The organism is Bacillus sp. FSL R5-0585 (assembly GCF_038004545.1).
Lineage (GTDB): Bacteria > Bacillota > Bacilli > Bacillales > Bacillaceae_G > Bacillus_A > Bacillus_A cereus.
The window spans coordinates 2,247,040-2,271,586 of record NZ_JBBORJ010000001.1 but is presented as its reverse complement, the minus strand read 5'-3'; the positions used below and the strand labels follow the sequence as shown (position 1 = coordinate 2,271,586).

The window sequence follows — 24,547 nt, the reverse complement described above, 5'->3', positions numbered from 1 at the left end:
GTAATTACTATTTTAACTAAGAAATAGATTACAATTTATGTGTACGAGAAATCTTTTTTATAAGTTTAGGGAGTATAGATATTAGTTCCTGCTTCAAACGCTTCGTAAACGATGGATCTTTACCTGAAGTTGAAATCGTTACAACATATTCATTATTTCGGATGACACCCGGTGTGTGAAACGATGATTCTGTACCATCACTTACAACGTTAATCCACTGGAAATCATGAGCGGCCTGTTTGACCATCATATTTACAGCGTGTTGATTTGTAGCTGCATAAATAAGGTGAGCATCTTTAATATCATCATTACTAAAAGCTTTTTGCTTCCAAGTAATATAAGAAAGTTCCTTCATTTCCTCGCAAATTTCTGGGCTGACAACAGTGACGAAAGCGCCTGTATCTTTTAATCCAGACGCTTTTCGATATGCAATTTTACCTCCACCAATGATAACAACCACTTTATTTTGTAGATTAAACATAAGAGGGTACATGTTATACATATATGCATTCCTCCATTCGTCTTAACAATGTTAACTTCATATATGGATCAAATTGTAGGCAGTTACAAGTCGTAACGTGATTGTATTTTTTCGTATGTAACTTAATCTTTTGAAGCAACAGTCCGGTAAAGAGAAGATACGGCATGACATATACATGGGGGGCAGTCGATGTTATATCCTTGAGCTCAACAGTAAAAGAGGGAGTTCCTTTCGTTAAAAAGGAACAGGATACTGGCATACCAAGTTTTCGTTCGACAGCTGCTCCGATTAGTTGTAACTCATGTATCGGTTGTGTATCACTACTGCCTCGTCCTACGAGTAAAATACTACTATTTTGCATTGGCATAGCTTCACGTATTCTTTTCACTACAAGTTCCACCATATGTGGATGTGTACTAAAAGGAGGTACAACTGAAAATGTTATTTGTGGATATTTCTTTTGTAGTTGTTCTATTTCAAAAGGAATATCACGTTTATAGTGAGCTGCTGCAAATAATAAAACAGGTACAATCATTATTTCAGTTACTCCCTCTATTATCGTTTCTGTAACTGCATCCCAAATAGTAGGTGTCGTTAGTTCTAGAAAAGCTATTTTTTGAATTCTTTCGTTTCGCTCTTTCATAACAGATTGAATAAATTGAATGAATTGTTTATTACCTTCTTGTAGCCGGCTCCCATGTCCAACATATACAATTCCTTTCATTGTCTCACCATGTCTTTCTTCATAAGAGTTTCTTGTAATTGATGATCTACGTTATGAAACCCAACTTTATTTGCATAGTATAAAGTTGGAACGTCGGTATACGAGAATGGGAGAGTAAGAATATTGATAAAGCCAAGGCGTTTTATTTCTGCTAGAAACGTATCAATAGAAGCACGACCTTCAAATACAATGCTATCCCATGAGAATTCAGAAAGCATACGTGAATGAATTTCATCGAAGCGATGATCAATTGTGTACTCATGAGTCATCATATAGGAACCAGCACCAATTTTTTCTTGAATAACAGCAATTCGGTTAATGTTTCGTCCTAAATAAACTGTTGTATTGGAAGAGAACTCTGCTTGTTTACTTAGTAGCCCATATTGCATAAGTTTTTCTTGAGCGGCAACGTTCATATGTTGTAGTTGCGCTTGTAAAGAACGAATATCTTTTTGGTGTTTACTACATGATTGCATCAATATTTCTACACTTTCAGGTGAACAAAAAACAAGACGATTAACGTTAAAAATTTCATTGATTTGTTCAAGTGTTAATGTGTATTCTACCTTTTTGAAAGTAGGAATTTGATATATTTCTGCACCGGCTTCTTGTAACTTTTGCTTCATTAAACTTGCTTTATTCGTTGCAGATGCAAATAAAACTTTTTTCTCGTGTAATGGTTTACGTTCTTTCCAAGCGATCTGATCCCGTAAGGAAACGACATCACCAATAATTGTCATAGAAGGATTAGAAATATTTTCGTTTTTGACAATAGAAACAATGGTAGACAGTGTCCCTGTGACAACGCGCTGTTTACCAGTTGTACCCCATTCAATGACTGCTACTGGCGTATCTTCTTTTTTTGCTGCTTGTAGTAAGTTTTCACAAATTGTAGGTAAGTTTTCTATACCCATGTAGTAGGCAATCGTGTCGCTATTGTGAGATGAATTATATTTTCCATGGTCGGTTAAAGGACCTTTTGCATGTCCGGTTAATAAAGTGACGCTATTACTGTAGTCACGATGGGTGAGGGGAATACCTGCATAGATACTAGCGGCGATGCTAGATGTAATACCTGGTACAATTTCATATGGAATATTTGCTGATGCTAAAGTCTCTGCTTCTTCACCAACACGGCCAAAAATAGATGGATCTCCGCCTTTTAAGCGGACTACGATTTTTCTCTCTTTCGCAAATTGAAGGAGGTGTGCGTTAATCATTTCTTGACGCATAGTATGATTCTTTGGCATTTTTCCGCAATAAATAAGTTCACATGTTTCTTTTGTATAATTAAGAAAGGAAGGGTTTAATAAGCGGTCATATAAGACGATATCTGCACGATTTAAGCACTCTATCGCTTTTTTTGTAATAAGCCCTTCATCACCTGGTCCTGCACCAACTAAATATACATATCCGTTCATATTCGCACCTCGTCTATTTTTATTTAAAAGGAAGCCAGGGGAGGCTTCCTTTTGTAAATTACATGTATATATAAATATCCCCGTCAATAACTTCTACTTCATACGTTTGAATACAACCATCATCAGGTTTTTGAACTTCACCTGTTAGTAGTGAAATTTTCCAATCATGTAGTGGACAAAAGACGAATTCTCCAGATACAATACCTTCCGCTAATGGCCCGTTTTTATGAGGACAACGATTTTCTGCAGCTCGAATATCGCCATTTGAAAGGCGGAATAGGGCGATAGACATACCTTTCATTTGTACCTCTTTACCGATTTGAATAGGAAGGTCTTCTGCACGCATAACTTTTATTTTTTCTTTCGTTTGTATCATATAGATCACAGCTCCTTATTTCACAGTTTCTACTTCATACATCGCTTTTAATGATTTCGTTTCTAGTGCTTGTCCCCATGCTTCTTTATATGTGCCACGAGCTTTTTGGAAACGTTCATTTAACTTAGTGACCATATTTGCATCTTGCAGTATTTCCTTTATGTAATCGAAGCCTAATCGTTCTGTCCAGTAGGCAGTACGCTCTCCATAAATACCAGTTTCACGATAATATTGCATGTAAGCTGTAGCGATGCGAAGGACATCATCTTCAGTAGGGACAATCATTACAAAATCAGCTTCGCGTACTTCCGTACCACCATTTCCGCCAATATAAAGTTGGTATCCATTTTCGACACAAACAACGCCAAAATCTTTCGTCAGTACTTCCGCACAGTTACGCGGACAGCCCGTTACACCCATCTTCATTTTATGAGGTGTATCTACCATTTCTAATGATTGTTCAAGCAACATACCAAGTCCTAATGAATCTTTCGTACCGAAACGGCAGAAACGAGAGCCAACACATGATTTTACATTACGAAGAGATTTTGAATACGCATATCCAGAAGCCATATTTAATTCAGCCCATACGTTAGGTAAATCTTGTTTCTTAACACCGTATAAGCCAATTCGGCTCGCACCTGTAATTTTCACAAGTGGAACATCGTACTTTTTCGCAACTTCAGCAATTTTCATTAAATCATCTGCTGTTGTAACGCCTCCGTACATACGTGGAATAACAGAGAAGGTACCATCGTGCTGGATGTTACCATTCATTCTTTCATTCACGAAACGGGATGATTTATCATCTTCATATTCTTCTGGAATCGCCATACGTAAATAGTAGTTTAAAGCAGGACGACATTTCGAACATCCATCTTCATGTACAAAACCAAGAACGTTTCGTACTTCTTTTGGAGATTTTAAACCTTTCTCATGAATGGCCGCTACGACTTCATCACGTGATAAAGGTGTACATCCGCACATACCGGTAGACTGTGCAGAAGCATCAAAAGCATCTCCAAGTGTATGAGATAAAACTTGTTCTACAAGCGGACGACATTTACCACAAGACCCTGCGGCTTTCGTACAGGCTTTAACTTCTTCAAAAGTCTTTAACTCCTGTTCTAAAATGGCGTGAACGATTGTGCCTTTCGTAACACCATTACATCCGCAAATTGTGTCATCCGCACTCATAGTAGCAACGTCAAGTTCACATTCTTCACCAGCTTTGTGAAGAATGGAAGCTGGTGTATATTCTTGTATATCTTCTTCTTTCTTTAACATGCTAAAGAGGCGGGTACCGTCAGCTGTATCACCGTATAAAACGATACCGACGACTTTATTATCACGAATTAATACTTTTTTATAGGAACGTTTACATTCATTAAAGATGGATATTGCTTTCGTTTGATCATCTTCATAAATTTGGCCAGCAGAGAATAAATCACAACCAGCAACTTTTAATTGTGTACCGACGATACTGCCCGAATATCCATCAGTTTGTAAATTTGTTATATGTTTTGCTAATATCGCACCTTGTTCATAAAGAGGAGCAACAAGTCCATATGCGATACCGTCATGCTCTGCACATTCTCCAACTGCATAAATGGACTCATCATTTGTTAGCATATAGTCATTGACTACAATACCGCGATTTACAATTAGACCAGCATCTTTTGCTATTTGCGTATTTGGGCGTATTCCGACAGCCATTACGATTAAATCACAATCTACAACTTCACCGTCTTCAAATTGAATGCCCTCAACATGGTCTGTACCAAGAATTTTTACAGTTTTCTTTTCCATTAAAAACTTCATGCCTTGTGCTTCTAAATCTTCACGCAGAAGAGCAGCTGCTTTCGTATCTAGTTGTTGCTCCATTAAGCTAGGCATTAAATGAACAACATGTACGTCCATTCCTAAATCAATTAGACCTCTTGCGGCTTCTAAACCGAGTAACCCGCCACCAATGACAACGGCCTTTTTCTTTTCTTTAGCGGTATCTATCATAAATTGTGTATCTTCAATAGTTCGAAATCCTGTTACACCAGAAAGTGCGGAACCTTCAACAGGTAAAATAAAAGCACTAGAACCTGTTGCGATAATGAGCTTGTCGTATGTAAGAGTACGCTTCTTTTCTGTAATAATAATTTTTTCTTCTCGGTTAATACTTTGAACTCTTTCATCCGTATACAAAGTTATTTCGTTTTCTTCATACCAACTGTATTCATTCATAATGATATCTTGCATATTTGTTTTGCCTTGTAAAACATGAGAGAGCATAATGCGGTTGTAGTTTGGATGCGGTTCATCTCCAAAAATAGTAATCTCATATGAATCACTATCATGTTTTAAGATTTCTTCCATACAGCGAATGCCAGCCATACCATTTCCGATCATAACTAAACGTTTTTTCATTTTCGTTTCCCCTTTTTATGTGAAATATTGAACAAAGGATTATATTTTTATTATAGAAAATCAAATAAGGGGGAGATGTGATATTTATCACATTTTTATAATGATTCACAAATTGTTAAAATTCGGTTTTATGTGAAGGGGATGTGAATATTTTTCGCGAAACGAAAAAGCAGGCCATAAGTATTTACACTCATGTCCTGCACTTGATTTATGCTTTCGTAATGGCACGCGGAAATAAAATATTATTTTCTAAATGAATATGCTCAAATAAATCAGACTCTAGCGCTTCGAGGCGTTGGTAAACAAGTCGATAAGTACCGCAAGCACCTTCTGGAGGAGTAAAGTCATTTGTCACTTTACGAAGTTCTTTTATAATATTTCCAGCATGATTGTGCTCATTTTCTAGTTCATTTACTACTTTACGTAACTTAGCATAGTTTTCATTAGTTGGATTTTGTTCAAATTCTAAAATTAAGGGAAAATCTTCCATTTCTTCTTTAATTAAATGCTGTTCTAATTCCATTTTAAGTTCATGAAATAGCTTATGAATTTGAGCTAAATGAGGCTGACTTGCCCCATGAACACGTAATACTTTTGTCACATATGGACTTAACTGTGGTAATTCTTCATTTAAATAGCGGTGATGCTTATTTATAACATAATCAATCAATTCACGATAAGAAGCATTTTTCCAATCAATTTCCGATTCATTTAATCGTTTCGTATTATGATAAAGCGTATTTAACTCTGTAAGCACTTCAGTAGCTGATAAATTTCTTTCATGAATTGCATCAATAAGTGGCTTATTACCGCCACAACAAAAATCTATTCTATATGATTTAAAAAGATCACTAGCTTTCGGAAATTGTGTAACAATCTCACCAACAATTGAAGTTTCAGTAAATGTATGTTCCATATGAATGCCTCCATAAAGTTTTAATGTAATATCTGAATTAAGAATAGCGATAAATTAAAATCTATGTAGTGATTGAAATCACTTATTCTGTGTCGTTTTTGAGAATAATAAGAAGAATGTTATTAAAATAAGGGGGAAAGTAATAAGTGGTAATATTTTACGTTAATAAAAAAGAAGCTTAGTAAAAGCTTCTTTTTTATTACTATTTTTCACATGCAATTCCATCGCCATCACGATCAAGATGAGAGCTATAACCTGGTTGCCCTTTATGTAAAGGAGCTTTCCCAGCTGCTCTAACTGCAGCACAATTTTTGTAGTATGCACTATCAGTATTACCATTAGCTGGTTGTGTTTGAGCTTGCTGTGCTTTTTGTTCTTCTTGTTGTTTACGAGCTTGTTCATCAGCCTGACGTTTTTGTTCTTCTTGTTGTTTGCGAGCTTGTTCATCAGCCTGACGTTTTTGTTCTTCTTGTTGTTTGCGAGCTTGTTCATCAGCCTGACGTTTTTCATCCTCTTGCTTACGAGCTTGTTCTTCGGCTAGACGCTTCTCATCTTCTTGCTTTTGAGTTTTTTCGTCCGCCTCTTTCTTTTCTAGCTCTTTTTTCTGTTCGCTATCTTTTGGCTCTTCATTATTAGAGGCAACTTTTGTACTAGTTGCTGTCGTTTTTTCAGAAGAAGGAGCTGAAATACCTAATAACGCAACAAAAATGACAAATAATACAGCTGTAATAATAAATTGTTTTTTCGCTACACCTGTTTTCTTAATAACAGATAAGATTGCTAGAACAAGGAAGAATATAAATAGAATGAAACTTAAAGTAGAAAAAAACTCGACGACGGGGTGTTCCGATTTTGTTGTACCGGCCGTTATTAATATAATAGAAATCATAAAAAGAATAACGGTAGGACGTCCATATTGTTTTGCTTTTCCATTTTTCTTAAAGAATGAAATGATACATAAGATTAAAAGAATAAAAGCAATAAAAAATAAAGCTGCACCAATATTACTTAAAATCGACATTTTCATACCTCCATTTGTAAGATTCTTCTTATTGATTATATAGGAATTTATTGGATATTACACGTTTTGTATAAATTTAGAAAATTAATATTTTTAATAGACTCATAAACATTTATTTTATATATAAGGAAAAATGGATATATTTCCTATTACTTTTTGAAAGAGATTTCATAAATTATAGTATATCGATTGAAAGGAGGAGATTTGAATGGAATTTCAATTGTTGGTAACTTGTATATTACAAGAAGGTAATGCTTACTTTTTAGTAACGAAGGTAGATGATGTTATTACGTTAAAAGTACCGATTACTGCGGGAGTAGCAGGTTTATTTTTAGCTTTAGGTGTACCAAGATGTTCTTAATTTAAATCTCTATAGTAGAAGAGGAAGGGACATGCCTTCCTTTCCTACTATTACATAATATAATTATGTAAACTTAAATATCATATTTGTGATAGCACGTTTGAAATGGACATGCATATACTATAATGTTTCATTGGATGTTAGCGGTGAAAGGTAGTTTTAATAAGTGCATCCAGTGATATTTTTAAGCTATGAAAATAAAAGAGGTGCTATTATATATGAAAAGAAAAACATTGGATATTCCAGTTACATTGCGAAGAGAGTGGTTTTTAATAGAGTTAGCTCATTTAACGAAAAAATATGGAATTGAAATTGCAACTAGTAAAATGGATGCTGCACCGTTTTTAAGAGATCAAGTTACGGAGTCAAAGATAGGGAAAGGGCTACAATACGATAAATATGATGATGAGTATATAATTGAAAATTAAAGGGTAACAACAAAATTAAATTAATTTATAACAAAATATAAAATAAAGCAGATTCTAAATATAGAATCTGCTTTATTATGAAATACTTGTAGTCAACTAGCCTCTTTCTAGTGTTTTTCCTACATATTTCTCTTGCGTTATTCCAAAAGAGTCACGAAGAATGCGAGCATAATCTTTAGATTCTATTGGTCGTTTATTTTTGGTGCCTTTAAAGGTTTCTGTATAATTTTTATTTGTTAATGATATGTGACCATAAGTAGTTAATTTACAAGTGATAGCTCCTTTATTAAAAGGAGATTCTTTATGCTCTACAATCACTTTTTGAATCTTATTCACTTTTTTCTCATCTATTGGATCTACAGTGAAAGCATAGCCTATTTTCCATTCGTTTGAAGGTTCAGATTGTAAGAAACTTGTAGATTCCCCGTTAGCTCCTTTTCTCATTTCTAAAATATGCGTACCTTTTCGAGTATTTCGCTTACGAATTCGATATTCTCCTGTTTGAGAGGAGATGACTTCTCCGTTAAAAGGGACTGGATGTAAAGGGAGATGAGATGCAAAACCTGCATCCACAACATAATCTTTATCCTCATGACTTAATATGATAATGACATGACCATCATCGGGTTTCCATTTATTATCGTAAAGGTCATAAACAGTACCGGCTACTTTGTATACTTGAAACCCACAATCAATTAAAAAATAATACAATAGGGAGTTTAATTCATAACAAAGTCCACCTCGTTTTTGAATAAGTAACTTTTCTATTAAGTTATCTTTTGAGATATTTTTAATAGTACCAGCCATAATATCAAGATTTTCATAGGGGAGAATCATTCCCATTTTTAAGAGAATTTCATCTAAATCATCAAATGTTATTTCTTTTGCAGGAATTTCTAAGCGTTTAAAAAACTCCTTTTGTAATTTGGTCATCATAAAGTATTCTCCTTTCTTTTTACAGAATTTTCTTCTGCTCACCGATAGGTTAGTACTTCTAAAAAGTTAATTCAAGTGTGCGGAAATTATCATAATATATGTTTCTGGAAATATGATTTTCTATTCGGAAATTTCAGCTTAATTTTTAATCGTAGGAAAGTCTTATAATACAAGCTCCTTTAAAATTAGTTTGTATTTAATGAAAAGAAAGTACATATCTTTATTATATTTTTAAATAACTAACTAGTAATAAAATGTTTTTTTACTAAAATTTTTTCAAGATTTGTATGCTTTATATAAACAATAATGATTTAAAAAATATCTGGGTGTAGCGAAGGTAACAATTATTGAGAAACTTTTTTGTCGTATTCTATCAAAAGGAAGAGGTAGAAACAAAGAGAATAACGAGAGTTAAGAAAGAGGGTATACAACTAGTAACCTTCTAAAAATAGGGCTAACATCTTTTTAAAATAAAAGATTAGCTATTATTAAGGAAGGGAAAATATAAAATATTATAAAGAACACCTTCTTTCAAAAAAATAGGGGGAGTAATATGCGACTGATGAGAAGATGTGTGGCCTTACTAATTGTATTTTTTATCATGGCTCCAACGATTAGCACAAATGTACAGGCAGAAGTTGTAAAAGAGCTTGGAAAGGGGTTTCCTGATACAGAAGTATTCACACCTGGAGAATGGTTTTTAGGCCAAAAACCTGCTAATTATGATGAGAATAAACCGCCAATTCTCTTTGTACAAGGAAGAAATGGTAATGCTGATAGTTGGTATGGAAAGACAGTATATCATGATATAAATGATATGTATGATTATGCTTTAAAAGCAGGCTATCAAACAGTGTTTATACAATTGTATGATGCAGCGGGGAAAGGTTCGGCTAGTCAGTGGGATAACGGAAAATTGTTGGCACAAAAACTTGAAGAAATATATAATCATTTCGGTAAGAAAGTTAATATTGTAGCGCATAGTAAAGGTGGAATTGATACACAAGCTGCATTAGTTGAATATGGTGCGAATCGATTTGTTGGAAATGTTATTACACTTGCTACACCGCATCATGGCTCAAATTTAGCAGATTTGTCATATAGTTGGTGGGCAGGGTGGCTTGCTTCTATATTAGGTCAAAAAGATGATGGTACGTATTCGTTACAAATAGGTGAAATGGCAAAGTTTCGTTCAATAATAGATAACAACCCAGCAGCTAAATTAAACCGTTACTATACGGCTACTGGGACTAGCTGGGGACCAACATTTTCTGCATTATCTATGGGCGGGTTATATTTATCATCGTACGGTTCAAATGATGGACTAGTAAATGAATGGAGTGCGAAGCTATCGTACGGTACACATTTATTTACAGATTCCAGATTTGATCATGACAATATAAGAAAAGGATCAGCTGTTTTTGCACGAATTGAACCATATTTACGTACGACAAATGTGGGGTTACCAGCTTTAGTAGCATCCAGCACTAGTTCAAATGAAAATCTAGAACAATTAAATACAACTTCAAATCAAAATATTTTAGGAGGCGAATTACCACAAAATCAGTGGATAGAGCAAAGTATTTCTGTTGATAAAAAGGCTGAAGGAATAGTTTCTGTACTAACTGCTTCTTCTGATGTAGAAGTACAAATGGTATCTCCAAAAGGAGAAATCTATGCAAACAAAGATAGCGCTATAACTACTGGTGAAGGCGAATCTTTCTTTAATGGGGCGACAATTAGAACATTTAAGTTTGATAAATTGGAAGTAGGCGAATGGAAAATCAAAATGATGGCGAAGCAGTCGAAAGATGCATATTTAGTTGTAAGCGATTACAATAATAGCGCGCCATTTGTTCTTCAAATGCCTACAAAAGTTAAAGTAAATAAACCTGAGTATAAACTGAAAAAATCACCAGTGGCACCTGAAATGAAAGGGGATCTTTCCATAACAGTAAGAGTCGTTAATAAAGAAGGTAAGTTAGTCTCTGAATTTAATGAATTACAAAATGTTAATACGAATACATTTACAGGTGCTTTGAAAGATATAAAACAACCGGGAGTATATAACGTTACGATGGATATAAAAGGGATGAATAAAGAAGGAAAACCATATAATCGTACGATTGTTAAGTCGGTTTATGTAGAGAAATAAGGAAGAATAAATAAGCATAATATAAAAGTGCAGAAATCTTGTGTTAGAAAGAATTCTGCACTTTTTTTGCGTGATGAAAGATAATAAAAGTCGAAGAAAACTGTTATTCAATAAAAAAAGATGCTGAAATAGCATCTGAATGTAAAGAAATAATATTAACTTAGTTTTGTAACTGTTAATTCAACTGAATTTATACCATTGTCACAAGTTACAATACTTTGACGATTAAAGCCACTATTATTTCTAAGTTGAAGAGTTGAATTAGCTGGCACTGTAACAATCGTTTCGCCAATGAGTTGAAGACATTCGTTATTTGATGAAGTATTCATTTGAATAGCGAAGTCACCTTGACTATTAGCAAGTGGATTGTTATTTAAAAATATAGTTATGACTGGGATATGTGGAAATACAGGATTTAAAGTAGTATTAATACTGGAAATGAACGAAACTCTATAATCACCAGCTTGTCTAAAGTGTATAGTAGTAGGATTTAGTAAGGAAACACCTCCTGCTAAAGGTCCAACGTGATTAAATGGAAAAGGATCGCCAAAAGGAACAGTTATAAATTCAGTTTGCCAAAAAGTTCCGTATGCAGGACAGCTTCGTTTATGTGAATGGTCACATGAACATTTTTTATTTGAACTGGAAGAAGATTTGCATGAGCATTTTTTATACGAGTTTGAAGAATGATAGTATGAACCCAATATATTACCTCCTATTCTTAATAAATTTAAATCACATAGTAGTTTATGAAGATGAATCACAATTGGCGTGTATGCTTGTACTATAAAAGGAGATAGATTTGGAATATAAAGTGGTCAAATGATGAAGTGTAGTATTTGGGTATTACCTGTAACACCTTTTGAAGATGACAAGGTTTATAATTTAATAGAAAAATAAATGGAATTTCTAAATAGATTGAAGTAATGAGGAAACGTTTATCCCGCTATTTTCCGAGCAGTAAGACTCCCACCTCAAAATTCAGCGAAAGCAAAGAAGTTAGGTGGGGGATGAATTAAACCCCCACTCATTAAAATTTCAATTTACTATATTTATTTAGTCTGACAAAACAGCAATATTATCTTTAGCTGTATGGATGTTATCATTTGGTGAAGTTATGACATTTAACTGTATGTATATTAGGTTATTCAGTTTATTTTTTTATTTGCGTAGCTGAGCAGGAAGAAGTCAGAAAATATAGAATAATGTACATATGAAGCATCGTTTGTTTTTGGTGTGAATAGTAATTAAAGATACGCTAAAATATTTAAAATTGTAACGAAAGAGAGATTAAATAATAGAGGGAGCAACTTACATGGAAAATATATTAAAGGTATCTTCAAAATCAAGCCCAAATTCAGTCGCGGGTGCAATAGCGGGTGTACTAAGAACAAGTGGTAATGTGGAAATTCAAGCGATTGGGGCTGGAGCTATAAATCAAGCGATTAAAGCAATTGCGATTGCAAGAGGGTTCGTCGCTCCAAGTGGTATTGACTTAGCCTTCGTACCAGCATTTCAAGAGATTTCTATCAATAATGAAGAAAGAACAGCGATTAAATTAATTGTAGGTCCTAGAAAGAAAAGGTCTTAGTAGAAGAGAGTGTTACTATAAGGGGAAAAGACCAATAGACTTCCCATGTTAGATACGTTATTTTATGTAACCGATCCTTGGGTGTGGACACGGCATTATGCCGGACGCATGTCTGTTAATTTCTCCTTAAATTTAGCGTGTGTTCTAGATACTTAAAAATGCCAAATCCTTTGTGATATAAGGGATTTGGTATTTTTGATGTTTTTAAAAATAAACAACCCTAAAACTGCTCATTTAGAAGATTTAGTTTTAGTAGCGGCCATTGAACGTTTTTATGATAGTTTACCTGATAAATAGAAGAGTTTACCAATGAAAAGTAACTGGGGGATTCAAAAAATGAATCAAACTATTTTAGAGAAAGTCCTAAAATTTCGGGATGATAGGAACTGGAAGCAGTTCCACAATCCTAAAGATTTAGCTATTTCTCTTTCTTTAGAGGCGAGTGAGTTGTTGGAGAATTTTCAGTGGAAAAGCAGTGAGGAAGCTGTAGAAACAAAAAAAGAAGACATGAAAGATGAGTTGGCAGATCAATTGGATATTGACTTAGAAGAGATTATTATAAACAAAATAGAAAAAATAATAAAAAATATCCAGTAGAGAAATCTCGAGACTCTAAAAAGAAATATAATGAAATTTAAAAAAGGTGGAATTAAATATAAAATGTACCCTATAGAATAGACACTTGAAAAAAGTCTATTCTATAGGGTATTTCTTGTATAATAAAAGGAAAATTGAGATCGGAGAATGTTGAAAATGACAAAAAAACTATTTACAGAAAGAGAAATTCAAATTCTATCAAATAACCTATACGTAAAATCTGTAAGTCAGAAAGGTATCACTTATACAGAGGAATTTAAGCATATTTTTATTGAGGAAAATGAAAAAGGAAAGCTACCTCGAAATATTTTTGAAGATTGTGGTTTTGATATAGATATGATTGGAATGAAACGAGTTATGTCATCGGAAAGTAGATGGCGTGCTGCTTATAGAAAAAATGGTGTATTGGGTTTAAGGGATACACGTATCGAAAACGCTGGCAGAACTCTTGAGAGAGAGCTTACGTTAGAAGAAAAGTATGCCCGTTTAGAAGCTGAACGAAACTTACTAAAGGCGGAAAACGAATTGCTAAAAAAAATCAAACTTATGGAAGGGAGGATGAGAAGGAAATAACACTACCACCTAGTCAGAAATTCATCTTGATTCGTTCTGTCATCATGAAATACAACGTAAGGAATATGGTCAGTCATTTGTGTAAAGTAGCTGGTGTATCCCGTTCGGGATACTATAATTACTTTTCAGTTTCATCTCAAGAACAACGGAAACAAAAGAGTGATCGAGATGAAATCTTGAAGGAAACCATATTAAAAGCACTTCGATTTAGAAATAGAAACAAGGGGGCTCGTCAGATAAAGATGACATTGGCGGGTCAGTTTCAAGTTGTCTACAATTTAAAGTGTATCCGTAGAATTATGAAGAAATACGAGATTATCTGTCCGGTTCGCAAAGCGAATCCTTATAAAAGAATGCTTAAAGCTACAAAAGAACATCGAATAGTACCGAATCAATTAAATCGGGAATTTAAACAAAATACCCTAGGGAAAACACTTCTTACAGATATCACCTATTTAGTTTACGGTAAGAATCAAAGGGCCTATTTATCTACAATTTTAGACGGCTCAACTAATGAAATTTTAGCTTACCATGTTTCAGAACAGATGACATTAGAGCTCGTAACCACAACTCTCCATAAACTAAAAAGGAATCCGCGGATTCGATTGACTGAAGGTGCTTATATTCATTCAGATCAAGGATCCCACACTACACAAGCCCTACCTATCAAAAGCTAGTTAAAAAGCTAAACCTTGGACAATCCATGTCAAGAAGAGGAAACTGTTGGGATAACGCCCCACAAGAATCATTTTTTGGTCATCTGAAAGATGAAGCTCATATAAAACCTTGCGTGTCCTTTAATGAATTGAAACAAGAGATTAAGAAATATATGACGTATTATAATCATTATAGATATCAATGGGATTTAAAAAAGATGACTCCTGTTGGATGGTCTTACCCCTGTCAAGTAGACAGTAATAGATTAGGTGTCTTTTCATTAAGCAGCCTTAGTTCCAAATTCAATAGGACTAAGGTTGTTTAATCTTTTTTGAAATCTTTTGTTATTGTAATAGCCCATATATCTTTTAGTAGCCTTAAAAACTTCTGCTTTTTCATGAAACGTATGTCTATAAAAGCATTCTGCCTTAAAATGACTAAAAAAACTCTCTATACATGCATTATCGTAACAATTTCCCTTCCTAGATATACTCACAGTTATTTTGTGCTTTTTAAGTAATTGGTTATATTTTTTTGACGTATACTGATAACCTCGGTCGCTATGTAATACTGTTTCGTGGACTTTTCTTTTTCTTAAGGCTTTATTGACTGTGTCTGTAACTAATTTTAAATTGTTGTATTCGCTCATTTGGTAGGCCACAACTTCGTTATTGTAAAGGTCTAGTATCACGGAAAGATATATGCGCTTATTGTTAAAGGTAAGATAGGTTATATCTGTAACCCATTTTTCATTTGGTCTTGTAGTTGAAAACTCTCTGTTTAACAGATTTTCCGACACGACGCATTGTTCTTTTAAACCAAAATGCCTCCACTTTTTCTTTCGAATCTTAGCTTGTATCCCCATTTTCCTCATTAAACGATATACTCTTTTGTGATTTATCTGTAAACCATAATACTTTTTAAGCCATATACAAATTCTTCGGTAACCATAGCTTCCATTTATATCTGGATCTCGTTCGCATTCTACTATTTTAGACATGATAAATTGATCCTCTTTCATCTTTTCAGAGGGATCGTTGATTCTTTTTTCCCACTTATAATATCCACTTCTTGAAACACCTGCAATTTCACAAAGCAATACAATTGAAAAGTTCTGTTTTAAGGTATGAATGACTTCGTATTCTACTGATTTACTTTTGTTGACCTCATCTCCTTTTTCGTAGCTAATAGCTTTTTTAAGTATGCGTTTTCCGCTTCTAATCGTTGTATTCTAGCGTCTTGACTGACTTCATTTGTTTGTTTAGATCTTCCACGTTTTTCTTGTAGGCCCAGAATCCCCTCATTTTCATATTTTTTAATCCATCTATCTATAACTGAATATGTAACTCCTAATTCCTTTCCAATTAATTTACTTCCAATTCCTCTATGTGAGTACAATTCAATAGCTTTCATTTTAAAATCAATTGAAAAAGTTCTTCTAATTTTCCCCATAAAAAATCCCCTCCATAATAAACAGTAAGTAACTTTCTTTCAACTGTCTACTATAAGGGGATCATATCAGGATACAGAAATCATCTTCTTGATGTTGCCTAACTTTTTTCAAAATGTCCTTTACAAAGGGTACAGATTATATGAGTAGACCTTTTTTATAAGTTTCAAGAAAATAACGTACTAATAACTATTTAGAATAATTTTCAAACCCCTTGCTAATAACTACAAGTCCTATTATGAAAGAAAGTGTTCTTATTATTAATTCAGCAACTAGCAAATCACCCATAGTCTTTGAAACATCATATAATTCACCAGTAATAATAATTGGTGCCATGATTATTAGTATTCCTATTAGAATTTGAATGAACAGAATATATTTAGGTTGCAGAGAGATCACCTCCATTAAATTAGCATGTATAATGAACTTAACATGTAATTAAGAAGTAATCGATCATTTAAAAATTTATCAACTTTAAAAATATACATATCCTTCTTTATAAGTATATTTATAGTGACTCGTCGCATAAGATGCACTAAAACCTACACTTCCTGTCTTCCCTACAGTAATGGATACATTGCCATTAAAAGTAGTTGTGCCATTATTATGAAAATCACCATTAACAATATAGAAAATTCTGTTAGGATCCTCTAAATTCGCTTGAACTGTACCACTGAACGTTTTAGAAAGACCATTTGCATCTCTATTCATATTGATATGTTTTATTTCCTTAATACCCCTGAAGCTTCCACCCCATTCATTTGTTTCACAATAAAACCTTAATGAAGGGCTATAGAAAGGTGTTACTGAAAAATTGGTTGTTAGTGTTCTGTACGTAGCGGCAAGTGTTGCAGCAGATGATTGTCCACGAGCTTTCCCCTGAGCCATGAGTTGCTGAGAAATTTCTTCTCTAGGTTTATTGGTATCTGCAGCAATTTGATTAACAAGTTCCCCAAACGTTAGTACCTCACCTATTTGTACATTCGATTGATCTGTTAAATCTAATACATTACCTTTTTTTATAGTAGAATCAACTGTGTTATTCTCAGCTGCGCTTGCAATTGTTCCTCCTCCGAACATAGCAAGAGATAATCCTGCAACACTTAAAACTTTACTAATCTTTTTCATTTTTCATACCTCCTAAAATATTAATTAAGACAATATCATGCTAATTTACCTTTATTTGTTAGCATAATTCAGATATTAACCCCGAAATGATGGGAAATAAATACTTTTAAACCAAATAATTACCAAAACTTTTCGACAAATAAGGTTCACGCTATACCATTACTAGCATTACAATTAGTTTTATATAGATAATTCTTTCTTTACAATCTAACGATTTACCGATGTTTTTACGTCAATTGATAAAAATAAAATTAAATATTCTGAATATTATTTATAAAATTGTTTTTTGCAACTTATTACAATTAAACTTTGTTATGATTGTTTTTATATAAACTAAATAAAGGAGATTGTGATATGATAATTCTGAATAATGAAAAAGTTACCAGACTATTAAATGAATGGTATAAGGTTATTCTATCTAAACAAATAACAAAGGCGACAAGAATGAAAGAAGAAGTTGATGAAAAGATTAGTGTCTTAATGGTCGAACAAAATCGAGATTTACAAGATCAAAATCTCTTATTGTACTATTCCTTATTAGATTATAGTTATAAAGTGTTAATAAATAAATCATATGTAACTCGTAGTGATTTTGATGCAGTTGAAAAACTTACAACAAAAACTATTGATGAGTATTTAAGATACTACTACCATTTCTATAAAGCTGTGCATAACACTATGATTGCTAACTATATGGAAGCGATGGAGCAATTTGAAGAAGCTGAACGACTTTTAGAGTATATTCCTAATGACATTGAAAAAGCTGAATTTAATTATAAACTTGGTGAACTATATTACCACCTTCAACAACCTTTATTAACAATTAAGCATGTTATGAAAGCAAAAGACATATACAAAAAACATGAAGATTATGTAATAAATCAAATTGAATGCGATACAATCCTAGGATTGGCAAGTGTCACTTTAAGTCAGTTTGAACAAGGAGAAGAGCTTTTTGTTAAGTGCTTGGATATGGCTAAAAAACATAACTGTACTCGACTAATTACCTTAATTCAATACAACTTAGGTTTTCTTTATGCAAAACAAGGTATATCCGCAACTGCAATTCGACATTTAATGGATGTGTATAAATCTGAAAAACCATATCATAAAACTGTATTCTTACTGGCTCGAGAACATTTCAAAGTAAATGAAATTGAAAAAGTACAAGAATTTTTGACTCAAGGCTTTGAATTAGCTGATGTTGAATATACACATCATTTACGAATACTTCGAGCACAATACGATGAAAATTATAAGCAGAATCTAGAAACAACGATTGCAGATGGACTAGATTACTTTGAATCCCAAAAACTTTATGGATTTATGGAAGAGTACTCTGGAATTTTAGCGAAAAAACTTTATCAAGAAGGTAATCATGAGAAGGCTAGCCAATACTTTAATATATCTTATGATGCTAAAGAATTACTTCAGAAGGGAAGTGCGTTAAAATGAAAAAAGTACTAATAGGATTTTTTAGTTTTGCTGCTGTTTTAACTATTGGAAGTTTTACAGAATCTTTTACATCACAAGCTGATCATGGTAGACCACCTGCACCACAAAGACCAGATTATATTTCTAATGTGGCCGATTTTGATCACGGTAGACCACCTGCGCCGGCATACGAATACGGCGATACTTATATTGATCATGGTGAGCATATCTAAAACAAAAAGAGGACGTGATATATACGTCCTCTTTTTGTTTTATTTTAATTACGACCGAATTATATTTGAAATAATATAAAGGATAATGTTCTAGTATATCAATTCCATCGATAATAATCTCTGCGTGTGGCTTGCTATCAAGAAACTGTCCAAGTGTCAACAGGAAAAAGTGTTAGTTTCTCATATAAATCTCATAATTGAGAATTGGTTTAAATAACCGGTGCAACAACAGCGAAATGCGATTCGTATATTTGCACACATTTTGCACACATTTTGTTCACGTACTATATAAAAAAGTATGAAAATCTATAAAAATAATTATTTCAATAAAATTTGTTTTAGATATTAAAAAGTGTCAAAACCCTTGTGGTATAAGGGGTTTGGCACTTTTGTGTTTTTTATATTTTATCAAATAAACAATTCTAAAACTGTTCATTCTTCTCCCAAGATTCAACGATATAATGTGCGATCGTCGGATTGAAGCCTTTACCAACTAAAAACATAATCGCAGCAACTTCTGTTAATGCGTGTTCATGTGATGTATGTTTTGCTTCATTTAAACCGTAATCTACCCATGGTTTTACGAAATCTAGTACGGGTTTCTTGAAAGGTAAAAACTGTGTACCGACAACTTGTTGAATTTGTTGTTGTGTTGGTTCAGTAATTGGTCCAGGTGGTAAGATTTGTGGTTGTGTAATGTCTAGTGTTGGTCCAGGTGGTAAGATTTGTGGTTGAGTTGTGTATGGGTTTTGTGGTGCTGCATATGGATTTTGTTGATATTGTTGTTCTTGGTTTTGTGGTGCTGCATATGGATTTTGTTGATATTGTTGTTCTTGGTTTTGTGGTGCTGCATATGGATTCTGTTGATATTGTTGTTCTTGGTTTTGTGGTATTACATATGGATTTTGAGGATATCGCTGTTCTTGATTTTGTGGTGCTGCATATGGATTTTGAGGATATTCATAATTTGGACGTGTGTCATATGGATTTTGTTGAAATTCAGTTTCTTGGTTTTGCGTTGTTGCATATGGATTTTCGTCATATTGTGGCTCTTGCTGCTGTAACTCTTGTTCTTCGTATTGTTCTGTGTATCTCTGTTCTTGTTGTTGAGGATACAATGGTTGCCTTGGATAAGGCGGTTGATTATTATAGAACATGTTTATTCCTCCTTCATGATGATGCCTACCACCTAGTGTATGGGCGGACAAGAAAATATGTGATGAAAAAATGCGGGCGTGTTACAATAAGTAACTGGGTGAAGATAAAATGACAAAACAAGAAAAAATTCAAAAAACAATTACTTTTGTAAAACATATTTTAGAAAAAGATGCGAGTGGGCATGATTGGTATCATATTGAACGTGTACATAAAATGGCGATTTCTTTATCTGAGCAAGAAGGTGGAAATCGTTTTATAATTGAAATGGCAGCATTACTTCACGATGTGGCAGATGAAAAGCTAAATGAAAGTGAAGAAGCAGGAATGAAAAAAGTTTCTGATTGGTTAGAAGAGCTACGTGTTGAAGAAGAGGAAAGTAAACATATTCTTCATATCATCGCCAATATGTCTTATAAAGGTGGCCATGGCGGCACAGTAGAGTCACTTGAAGGGAAAATTGTTCAAGATGCGGATCGTTTAGATGCTCTTGGTGCAATAGGAATTGCTCGTACATTTGCATATGGCGGGGCGAAAGGGAGATTAATGTATGACCCAACTATTCCGCCGCGTGAAGAAATGACGAAAGAAGAGTATAGAAAAAATAATGATCCATCTTTAAATCATTTTTATGAAAAACTTTTGAAATTAAAAGATTTAATGAATACGAATGCAGCAAAACAAGAGGCTGAAATTCGTCATCTTTATATGGAACAGTTTATTGAACAATTTATGAAAGAGTGGAATGCACAAATATGAAAATGTTAACTGTGGAGAACTTATCAAAATCATATGGAGAAAAGCCGTTATTTGATGGATTATCATGTAGTATTACAGAAGGACAACGTGTCGGAATTATTGGTGTAAACGGAACTGGTAAATCGACATTATTAAAAATTATTGCGGGATTAGAAACTCCTGATACAGGTGATATGACGCATTCACGTGGGTATACAATTAGTTATTTATCACAGCAACCAGAGTTTGATGAAAAACTGACAGTATTAGAGCAAGTGTTCCATGGCGATACACCTTTAATTCGTCTTCTTCGTGATTATGAAAAAGCACTATTAAATATTGAAAAAGATCCAAGTAATGAAAAAGTACAGGAACAATTATTTGCAGTGCAGCAACGTATGGATGCAATGAGTGCATGGGAAGCAAATGCAAATGCGAAATCTCTTTTAACGAAATTAGGAATTACGGACTTCACTGCAATTGTTGGGAATTTATCTGGTGGACAGAAAAAACGTATCGCAATGGCACAATGTTTTATTGAAACACCGGATTTATTAATTTTAGACGAGCCTACGAACCATCTTGACCACGAGACAGTTGAATGGTTAGAAGAATATTTAGCGAGATATACAGGTTCGGTATTACTTGTAACCCATGATCGTTATTTCTTAGATCGTGTGACGAATCGTATTTTTGAATTAGATAATGGTAAACTATATAGCTACGAAGGAAACTATAGTACATTTTTAGAAGCGAAAGCACTTCGTGAAGAGCAAGAATTGGCACAAGAATCGAAACGCCAAAATTTATATCGTCGTGAACTTGCTTGGATTCGTCGTGGTGCAAAAGCCCGTTCTACGAAACAAAAGGCGCGTATTCAGCGTTTTGATGAGCTAAAGGCACAAGAAGGACCAGCTGCAAAACAGTCAGTTGATATTGCACTAAGCGGAAGTCGTCTAGGAAAGAAAGTACTTGAGTTAAAAGATGTAACGAAAAAATTTGGCGATAAGACGGTATTACATAATTTTAATCATATTGTGAAACCGGGTGATCGTATCGGAATTATTGGGGCGAATGGAAGCGGGAAATCTTCCCTATTAAATATGCTTGCAGGTAAGTTATCTCCTGATAGTGGTGAAGTGGAAGTAGGACAAACTGTAAAAGTTGCTTATTATACGCAAGAAAATGAAGAGATGAATTTAAATCAGCGTATGATTGAATACATTAAAGAGATTGCAGAAGTTATTCATACGACAGATGGAAAAGTAATTGGTGCATCTCAAATGTTAGAACGTTTCTTATTCCCGACTCATTCACATGGTACACCGCTTGGTAAACTATCTGGTGGTGAAAGAAGACGTTTATATTTATTACGTATTTTAATGGGAGAACCAAACGTACTTTTACTTGATGAACCTACGAATGATCTAGATACACAAACATTAACAGTACTAGAAGATTATTTAGAAGATTTCCCAGGTGTCGTTTTAACTGTATCGCATGACCGTTACTTCTTAGATAAAGTAGTAGATGAACTGTTCATCTTTACTGGCGGAGGCGAAGTGCGTGAGTTTCTAGGTAGTTATACAGATTATTTAGAAATGGAAAAAACGAGAGAACTTATGGAGAAAGCGGAAGTTCAAAAAGAGAAAAAAGTTGTAGAAGAAGCGCCAAAACAACAACGTAAACGTAAACTTTCATACAATGAACAGCGTGAATGGGAAACGATTGAAGATACAATTGCCGAACTTGAAGAGAAAATTGAGTCAATTGGAGAAGAACTTGCGAAAGTTGGATCTGACTTCACAAAGGCACAAGAATTATCTGAAGCACAGCAGAAAACAGAAGAAGAGCTAGAAAAAAAGATGGAAAGATGGAGTGAACTATCAGACATCGTTGAAGGATTAAAATAAAAACAAGCTGCATATATTGAAAAGTAAAGAGAAAAACTTTACACTATTGGTAGAACCTATTTTAGGAGGGAAAAAATGAGAACATCTAATCCAATGTTGAAAAAAGAGGCATTCCGTAAAGAGGGAGCAAGTGCTTCTGCGATGACGATTGGCGGAACAGTAGGCAAAACGTTCATTATGCTTATCTTGCTACTTGCAACGTCTGTCTATTCATACATACAGATGATGCAGGGGACGATGAAGATGCCAGTATTAATTGGTGCTTTAATTGTTGCGGCAATCATCGCATTTGCGTCTATGTTCTTCCCACGTATTTCACCTTTTGGTGCACCAATCTATGCAGCGGTAGAAGGGGTTGTGTTAGGAAGTATTTCAGCAGTTTATACAATGAAATTTGGCGATTCTATCGTTTTAAATGCTGTATTACTAACAATCTCAATTCTATTTGCAATGTTAGTGTTATATGCAACACGCGTAGTAAAAGTAACGGATAAATTCCGTACAGGCGTGATGGCAGCAACACTTGGAATTATGGTTATGTATTTAGTCGTATTCCTACTAAATATGTTTGGTGTAACTGTTCCATACATTCACCAAGGTGGTACAATCGGTATTATTATTAGTGCAGTTGTTATTGTAGTTGCTGCATTAAACTTATTACTAGATTTCGATTTAATCGAAAATGGTGTACGTAGTCAAGCTCCGAAATATATGGAGTGGTATACTGCGATGGGACTAATGCTTACATTAGTATGGTTATACTTAGAAATTCTTCGTTTCGTTTCTTACTTTACGAAAAATGACTAATAAAAAAATCCTGCATGAAAAATGCAGGATTTTTTTATTTTCAAAGATATATTGAATGCATGGTATAATATGGATGATAGCAACTTGAAGTGAAGGAGATGGAATATGATGAAAGAGAAGAAGGGGATTATGAAAAAACTATTTTCTAAAAGTTTTTTCATAGAACTAGATGAAGCTTTAACGTATCCATCATCAAAAGTTATTACTTCAGCGATTGAAGGATATGCAGCTGAATGCAATGAAAGACTAAAATTTGAGAGTAAAGTTAAACCGATTACTTTCTACTTAGAAAATGCAATGTACCGTGCTGAAATAAAGATGGCTCGCGGAGGATATTACATATCTTGTACTGAAGTGTAATAAATTTTGAAACCATACATGTTTGAACTATGTATGGTTTCTTTTTTTGTTTTGTAAGGTCTAAAATAATACTTTTTACTTACGGATATATCATTTTGTGCTTTTTACCATTCAAACATTTCTCCTTACAATGAAGAAAAACATGTGAGGTGGTATAACTTATGATGAATCGAGTTGTATTAATCGGTAGATTGACAAAGGAGCCAGAATTATACTACACAAAACAAGGCGTCGCTTATGCACGAATATGTGTTGCGGTGAATAGAGGATTTCGAAATAGTTTAGGTGAACAACAAGTCGATTTTATTAATTGTGTCGTTTGGCGCAAATCGGCTGAGAATGTAACTGAATATTGTAAAAAGGGATCACTCGTTGGGATTACAGGGCGTATTCAGACTAGTAATTACGATAATGAACAAGGCAAGAGAATATATAGAACTGAAGTTGTGATTGAGAGTATTACCTTTTTGGAGAGAAGGCGGGAGGGGGCATCGTAATAAAAGGTGATTTGAAGTAATAGCTTCGGAAAAAATTGTGGAAAGTATTTTAATAAACTTAAAGAGGGGATACCGCCAGCTTTTTTGAAAAAACAAGTAAAGATTATACAAAATTTTATAACGTTTTTTGGCTAATCCAGTAACAAACGAGAACCGTAAAACCCATCACAGGAT

26 protein-coding genes and 1 pseudogene are annotated in these 24,547 nt (G+C 33.9%); 13 read left to right on the top strand and 14 right to left on the bottom strand.

Annotation, left to right across the window (positions count from 1 at the left end; all coding sequences use genetic code 11):
* Positions 1-28: 28 nt before the first annotated feature.
* The 7 genes from MKY38_RS11580 to MKY38_RS11550 form a co-directional block, all read right to left on the bottom strand.
* Positions 29-502 carry a precorrin-2 dehydrogenase gene (locus MKY38_RS11580; protein ID WP_065223593.1) on the bottom strand — a complete coding sequence of 158 codons (474 nt, stop codon included), beginning with the start codon at positions 500-502 and terminating at the stop codon, positions 29-31.
* Positions 495-1,205: a sirohydrochlorin chelatase gene (locus MKY38_RS11575; protein ID WP_341049059.1), complete on the bottom strand. Its 711-nt coding sequence runs from the start codon at positions 1,203-1,205 to the stop codon at positions 495-497. Before MKY38_RS11575 ends, MKY38_RS11580 begins: the two co-directional genes overlap by 8 nt.
* A complete protein-coding gene (locus MKY38_RS11570) occupies positions 1,202-2,626 on the bottom strand; it encodes a uroporphyrin-III C-methyltransferase (protein ID WP_341049056.1) in 1,425 nt (474 codons plus the stop codon). The genes MKY38_RS11575 and MKY38_RS11570 overlap by 4 nt, the downstream gene beginning before the upstream one ends.
* Positions 2,627-2,684: 58 nt before the next feature.
* Positions 2,685-3,002 carry a nitrite reductase small subunit NirD gene (nirD, locus tag MKY38_RS11565; protein WP_341049053.1) on the bottom strand — a complete coding sequence of 106 codons (318 nt, stop codon included), beginning with the start codon at positions 3,000-3,002 and terminating at the stop codon, positions 2,685-2,687.
* Positions 3,003-3,017: 15 nt separating this feature from the next.
* Positions 3,018-5,423 carry an NADPH-nitrite reductase large subunit gene (gene nirB, locus MKY38_RS11560; RefSeq protein ID WP_114555994.1) on the bottom strand — a complete coding sequence of 802 codons (2,406 nt, stop codon included), beginning with the start codon at positions 5,421-5,423 and terminating at the stop codon, positions 3,018-3,020.
* Between the two features lie 208 nt (positions 5,424-5,631).
* Positions 5,632-6,339, bottom strand: coding sequence for an iron-sulfur cluster repair di-iron protein (gene ric / locus MKY38_RS11555; protein WP_000401361.1), 708 nt, complete (start codon positions 6,337-6,339; stop codon positions 5,632-5,634).
* A gap of 202 nt (positions 6,340-6,541) precedes the next feature.
* On the bottom strand, positions 6,542-7,360 hold the full coding sequence (locus MKY38_RS11550) for an excalibur calcium-binding domain-containing protein (RefSeq protein WP_025709745.1): 819 nt from the start codon (positions 7,358-7,360) through the stop codon (positions 6,542-6,544).
* 208 nt (positions 7,361-7,568) lie between these two features.
* Here MKY38_RS11550 and exsG point away from each other — a divergent pair, with 208 nt between their 5' ends.
* Together exsG and MKY38_RS11540 are read left to right on the top strand one after the other, a co-directional pair.
* Positions 7,569-7,721 carry an exosporium protein ExsG gene (gene exsG, locus MKY38_RS11545; protein WP_000395679.1) on the top strand — a complete coding sequence of 51 codons (153 nt, stop codon included), beginning with the start codon at positions 7,569-7,571 and terminating at the stop codon, positions 7,719-7,721.
* Between the two features lie 218 nt (positions 7,722-7,939).
* A complete protein-coding gene (locus tag MKY38_RS11540) occupies positions 7,940-8,149 on the top strand; it encodes a hypothetical protein (RefSeq protein WP_000824207.1) in 210 nt (69 codons plus the stop codon).
* Between the two features lie 96 nt (positions 8,150-8,245).
* Here MKY38_RS11540 and MKY38_RS11535 read toward each other — a convergent pair whose 3' ends face one another.
* Positions 8,246-9,085, bottom strand: coding sequence for an arylamine N-acetyltransferase family protein (locus tag MKY38_RS11535; RefSeq protein WP_000988427.1), 840 nt, complete (start codon positions 9,083-9,085; stop codon positions 8,246-8,248).
* A 553-nt stretch (positions 9,086-9,638) separates the two neighbouring features.
* Between MKY38_RS11535 and MKY38_RS11530 the strand changes: the two genes are divergently transcribed.
* Positions 9,639-11,240, top strand: coding sequence for an esterase/lipase family protein (locus tag MKY38_RS11530; RefSeq protein ID WP_048567931.1), 1,602 nt, complete (start codon positions 9,639-9,641; stop codon positions 11,238-11,240).
* Positions 11,241-11,395: 155 nt separating this feature from the next.
* On the opposite strand, the gene MKY38_RS11525 is transcribed toward MKY38_RS11530, so the two are convergent.
* Entirely contained in the window at positions 11,396-11,944 is a 549-nt protein-coding gene (locus MKY38_RS11525) for a hypothetical protein (protein ID WP_063245838.1), read from the bottom strand.
* A gap of 611 nt (positions 11,945-12,555) precedes the next feature.
* On the opposite strand from MKY38_RS11525, the gene MKY38_RS11520 reads away from it, so the two are divergent.
* The 3 genes and pseudogenes from MKY38_RS11520 to MKY38_RS11510 form a co-directional block, all read left to right on the top strand.
* Positions 12,556-12,831, top strand: coding sequence for a stage V sporulation protein S (locus MKY38_RS11520; RefSeq protein ID WP_000427801.1), 276 nt, complete (start codon positions 12,556-12,558; stop codon positions 12,829-12,831).
* Between the two features lie 309 nt (positions 12,832-13,140).
* Positions 13,141-13,428 carry a hypothetical protein gene (locus MKY38_RS11515; RefSeq protein WP_002025705.1) on the top strand — a complete coding sequence of 96 codons (288 nt, stop codon included), beginning with the start codon at positions 13,141-13,143 and terminating at the stop codon, positions 13,426-13,428.
* A 147-nt stretch (positions 13,429-13,575) separates the two neighbouring features.
* Positions 13,576-14,893, top strand: a pseudogene (locus MKY38_RS11510) (IS3 family transposase); the annotation flags it as partial.
* A 45-nt stretch (positions 14,894-14,938) separates the two neighbouring features.
* Here the strand turns inward: MKY38_RS11510 and MKY38_RS11505 are convergent.
* The 4 genes from MKY38_RS11505 to MKY38_RS11490 form a co-directional block, all read right to left on the bottom strand.
* Positions 14,939-15,847, bottom strand: coding sequence for an IS3 family transposase (locus tag MKY38_RS11505; protein ID WP_341050296.1), 909 nt, complete (start codon positions 15,845-15,847; stop codon positions 14,939-14,941).
* Positions 15,802-16,110, bottom strand: coding sequence for a helix-turn-helix domain-containing protein (locus MKY38_RS11500; RefSeq protein WP_000516502.1), 309 nt, complete (start codon positions 16,108-16,110; stop codon positions 15,802-15,804). The genes MKY38_RS11505 and MKY38_RS11500 overlap by 46 nt, the downstream gene beginning before the upstream one ends.
* Before the next feature lie 187 nt (positions 16,111-16,297).
* Entirely contained in the window at positions 16,298-16,513 is a 216-nt protein-coding gene (locus MKY38_RS11495) for a hypothetical protein (protein ID WP_033665752.1), read from the bottom strand.
* A 69-nt stretch (positions 16,514-16,582) separates the two neighbouring features.
* Positions 16,583-17,236 (bottom strand): hypothetical protein, encoded by a 654-nt coding sequence (locus MKY38_RS11490; RefSeq protein WP_000724008.1) that lies wholly within the window; start codon positions 17,234-17,236, stop codon positions 16,583-16,585.
* A 354-nt stretch (positions 17,237-17,590) separates the two neighbouring features.
* Here MKY38_RS11490 and MKY38_RS11485 point away from each other — a divergent pair, with 354 nt between their 5' ends.
* Together MKY38_RS11485 and MKY38_RS11480 are read left to right on the top strand one after the other, a co-directional pair.
* Complete coding sequence (locus MKY38_RS11485) at positions 17,591-18,691, top strand: response regulator aspartate phosphatase (protein WP_205208639.1); 1,101 nt, start codon at positions 17,591-17,593, stop codon at positions 18,689-18,691.
* Complete coding sequence (locus MKY38_RS11480) at positions 18,688-18,903, top strand: hypothetical protein (protein ID WP_000756629.1); 216 nt, start codon at positions 18,688-18,690, stop codon at positions 18,901-18,903. Before MKY38_RS11485 ends, MKY38_RS11480 begins: the two co-directional genes overlap by 4 nt.
* 422 nt (positions 18,904-19,325) lie before the next feature.
* On the opposite strand, the gene MKY38_RS11475 is transcribed toward MKY38_RS11480, so the two are convergent.
* Entirely contained in the window at positions 19,326-20,060 is a 735-nt protein-coding gene (locus tag MKY38_RS11475; protein ID WP_341049039.1) for a hypothetical protein, read from the bottom strand.
* Between the two features lie 109 nt (positions 20,061-20,169).
* On the opposite strand from MKY38_RS11475, the gene MKY38_RS11470 reads away from it, so the two are divergent.
* From MKY38_RS11470 to MKY38_RS11450, 5 genes are all read left to right on the top strand, one after another.
* Entirely contained in the window at positions 20,170-20,817 is a 648-nt protein-coding gene (locus tag MKY38_RS11470; RefSeq protein WP_000165965.1) for an HD domain-containing protein, read from the top strand.
* Positions 20,814-22,709 (top strand): ABC-F family ATP-binding cassette domain-containing protein, encoded by a 1,896-nt coding sequence (locus tag MKY38_RS11465; protein WP_000783169.1) that lies wholly within the window; start codon positions 20,814-20,816, stop codon positions 22,707-22,709. The genes MKY38_RS11470 and MKY38_RS11465 overlap by 4 nt, the downstream gene beginning before the upstream one ends.
* Positions 22,710-22,784: 75 nt before the next feature.
* The gene (locus MKY38_RS11460; protein ID WP_001260655.1) at positions 22,785-23,516 is read left to right on the top strand and encodes a Bax inhibitor-1/YccA family protein; all 732 of its coding nucleotides are present in this window, start codon (positions 22,785-22,787) and stop codon (positions 23,514-23,516) included.
* Positions 23,517-23,621: 105 nt separating this feature from the next.
* On the top strand, positions 23,622-23,876 hold the full coding sequence (locus MKY38_RS11455) for a DUF4318 domain-containing protein (RefSeq protein ID WP_000975137.1): 255 nt from the start codon (positions 23,622-23,624) through the stop codon (positions 23,874-23,876).
* A 161-nt stretch (positions 23,877-24,037) separates the two neighbouring features.
* Complete coding sequence (locus tag MKY38_RS11450) at positions 24,038-24,373, top strand: single-stranded DNA-binding protein (protein ID WP_000982019.1); 336 nt, start codon at positions 24,038-24,040, stop codon at positions 24,371-24,373.
* Positions 24,374-24,547: the final 174 nt, after the last annotated feature.

Coding starts and splice junctions, on each gene's coding strand:
- MKY38_RS11580 (WP_065223593.1), bottom strand. CDS start 502: ATGTATAACATGTACCCTCTTATGTTTAATCTACAAAATAAAGTGGTT.
- MKY38_RS11575 (WP_341049059.1), bottom strand. CDS start 1,205: ATGAAAGGAATTGTATATGTTGGACATGGGAGCCGGCTACAAGAAGGT.
- MKY38_RS11570 (WP_341049056.1), bottom strand. CDS start 2,626: ATGAACGGATATGTATATTTAGTTGGTGCAGGACCAGGTGATGAAGGG.
- nirD (WP_341049053.1), bottom strand. CDS start 3,002: ATGATACAAACGAAAGAAAAAATAAAAGTTATGCGTGCAGAAGACCTT.
- nirB (WP_114555994.1), bottom strand. CDS start 5,423: ATGAAAAAACGTTTAGTTATGATCGGAAATGGTATGGCTGGCATTCGC.
- ric (WP_000401361.1), bottom strand. CDS start 6,339: ATGGAACATACATTTACTGAAACTTCAATTGTTGGTGAGATTGTTACA.
- MKY38_RS11550 (WP_025709745.1), bottom strand. CDS start 7,360: ATGTCGATTTTAAGTAATATTGGTGCAGCTTTATTTTTTATTGCTTTT.
- exsG (WP_000395679.1), top strand. CDS start 7,569: ATGGAATTTCAATTGTTGGTAACTTGTATATTACAAGAAGGTAATGCT.
- MKY38_RS11540 (WP_000824207.1), top strand. CDS start 7,940: ATGAAAAGAAAAACATTGGATATTCCAGTTACATTGCGAAGAGAGTGG.
- MKY38_RS11535 (WP_000988427.1), bottom strand. CDS start 9,085: ATGATGACCAAATTACAAAAGGAGTTTTTTAAACGCTTAGAAATTCCT.
- MKY38_RS11530 (WP_048567931.1), top strand. CDS start 9,639: ATGCGACTGATGAGAAGATGTGTGGCCTTACTAATTGTATTTTTTATC.
- MKY38_RS11520 (WP_000427801.1), top strand. CDS start 12,556: ATGGAAAATATATTAAAGGTATCTTCAAAATCAAGCCCAAATTCAGTC.
- MKY38_RS11515 (WP_002025705.1), top strand. CDS start 13,141: ATGAAAAGTAACTGGGGGATTCAAAAAATGAATCAAACTATTTTAGAG.
- MKY38_RS11500 (WP_000516502.1), bottom strand. CDS start 16,110: ATGGGGAAAATTAGAAGAACTTTTTCAATTGATTTTAAAATGAAAGCT.
- MKY38_RS11495 (WP_033665752.1), bottom strand. CDS start 16,513: ATGGAGGTGATCTCTCTGCAACCTAAATATATTCTGTTCATTCAAATT.
- MKY38_RS11490 (WP_000724008.1), bottom strand. CDS start 17,236: ATGAAAAAGATTAGTAAAGTTTTAAGTGTTGCAGGATTATCTCTTGCT.
- MKY38_RS11485 (WP_205208639.1), top strand. CDS start 17,591: ATGATAATTCTGAATAATGAAAAAGTTACCAGACTATTAAATGAATGG.
- MKY38_RS11480 (WP_000756629.1), top strand. CDS start 18,688: ATGAAAAAAGTACTAATAGGATTTTTTAGTTTTGCTGCTGTTTTAACT.
- MKY38_RS11475 (WP_341049039.1), bottom strand. CDS start 20,060: ATGTTCTATAATAATCAACCGCCTTATCCAAGGCAACCATTGTATCCT.
- MKY38_RS11470 (WP_000165965.1), top strand. CDS start 20,170: ATGACAAAACAAGAAAAAATTCAAAAAACAATTACTTTTGTAAAACAT.
- MKY38_RS11465 (WP_000783169.1), top strand. CDS start 20,814: ATGAAAATGTTAACTGTGGAGAACTTATCAAAATCATATGGAGAAAAG.
- MKY38_RS11460 (WP_001260655.1), top strand. CDS start 22,785: ATGAGAACATCTAATCCAATGTTGAAAAAAGAGGCATTCCGTAAAGAG.
- MKY38_RS11455 (WP_000975137.1), top strand. CDS start 23,622: ATGATGAAAGAGAAGAAGGGGATTATGAAAAAACTATTTTCTAAAAGT.
- MKY38_RS11450 (WP_000982019.1), top strand. CDS start 24,038: ATGATGAATCGAGTTGTATTAATCGGTAGATTGACAAAGGAGCCAGAA.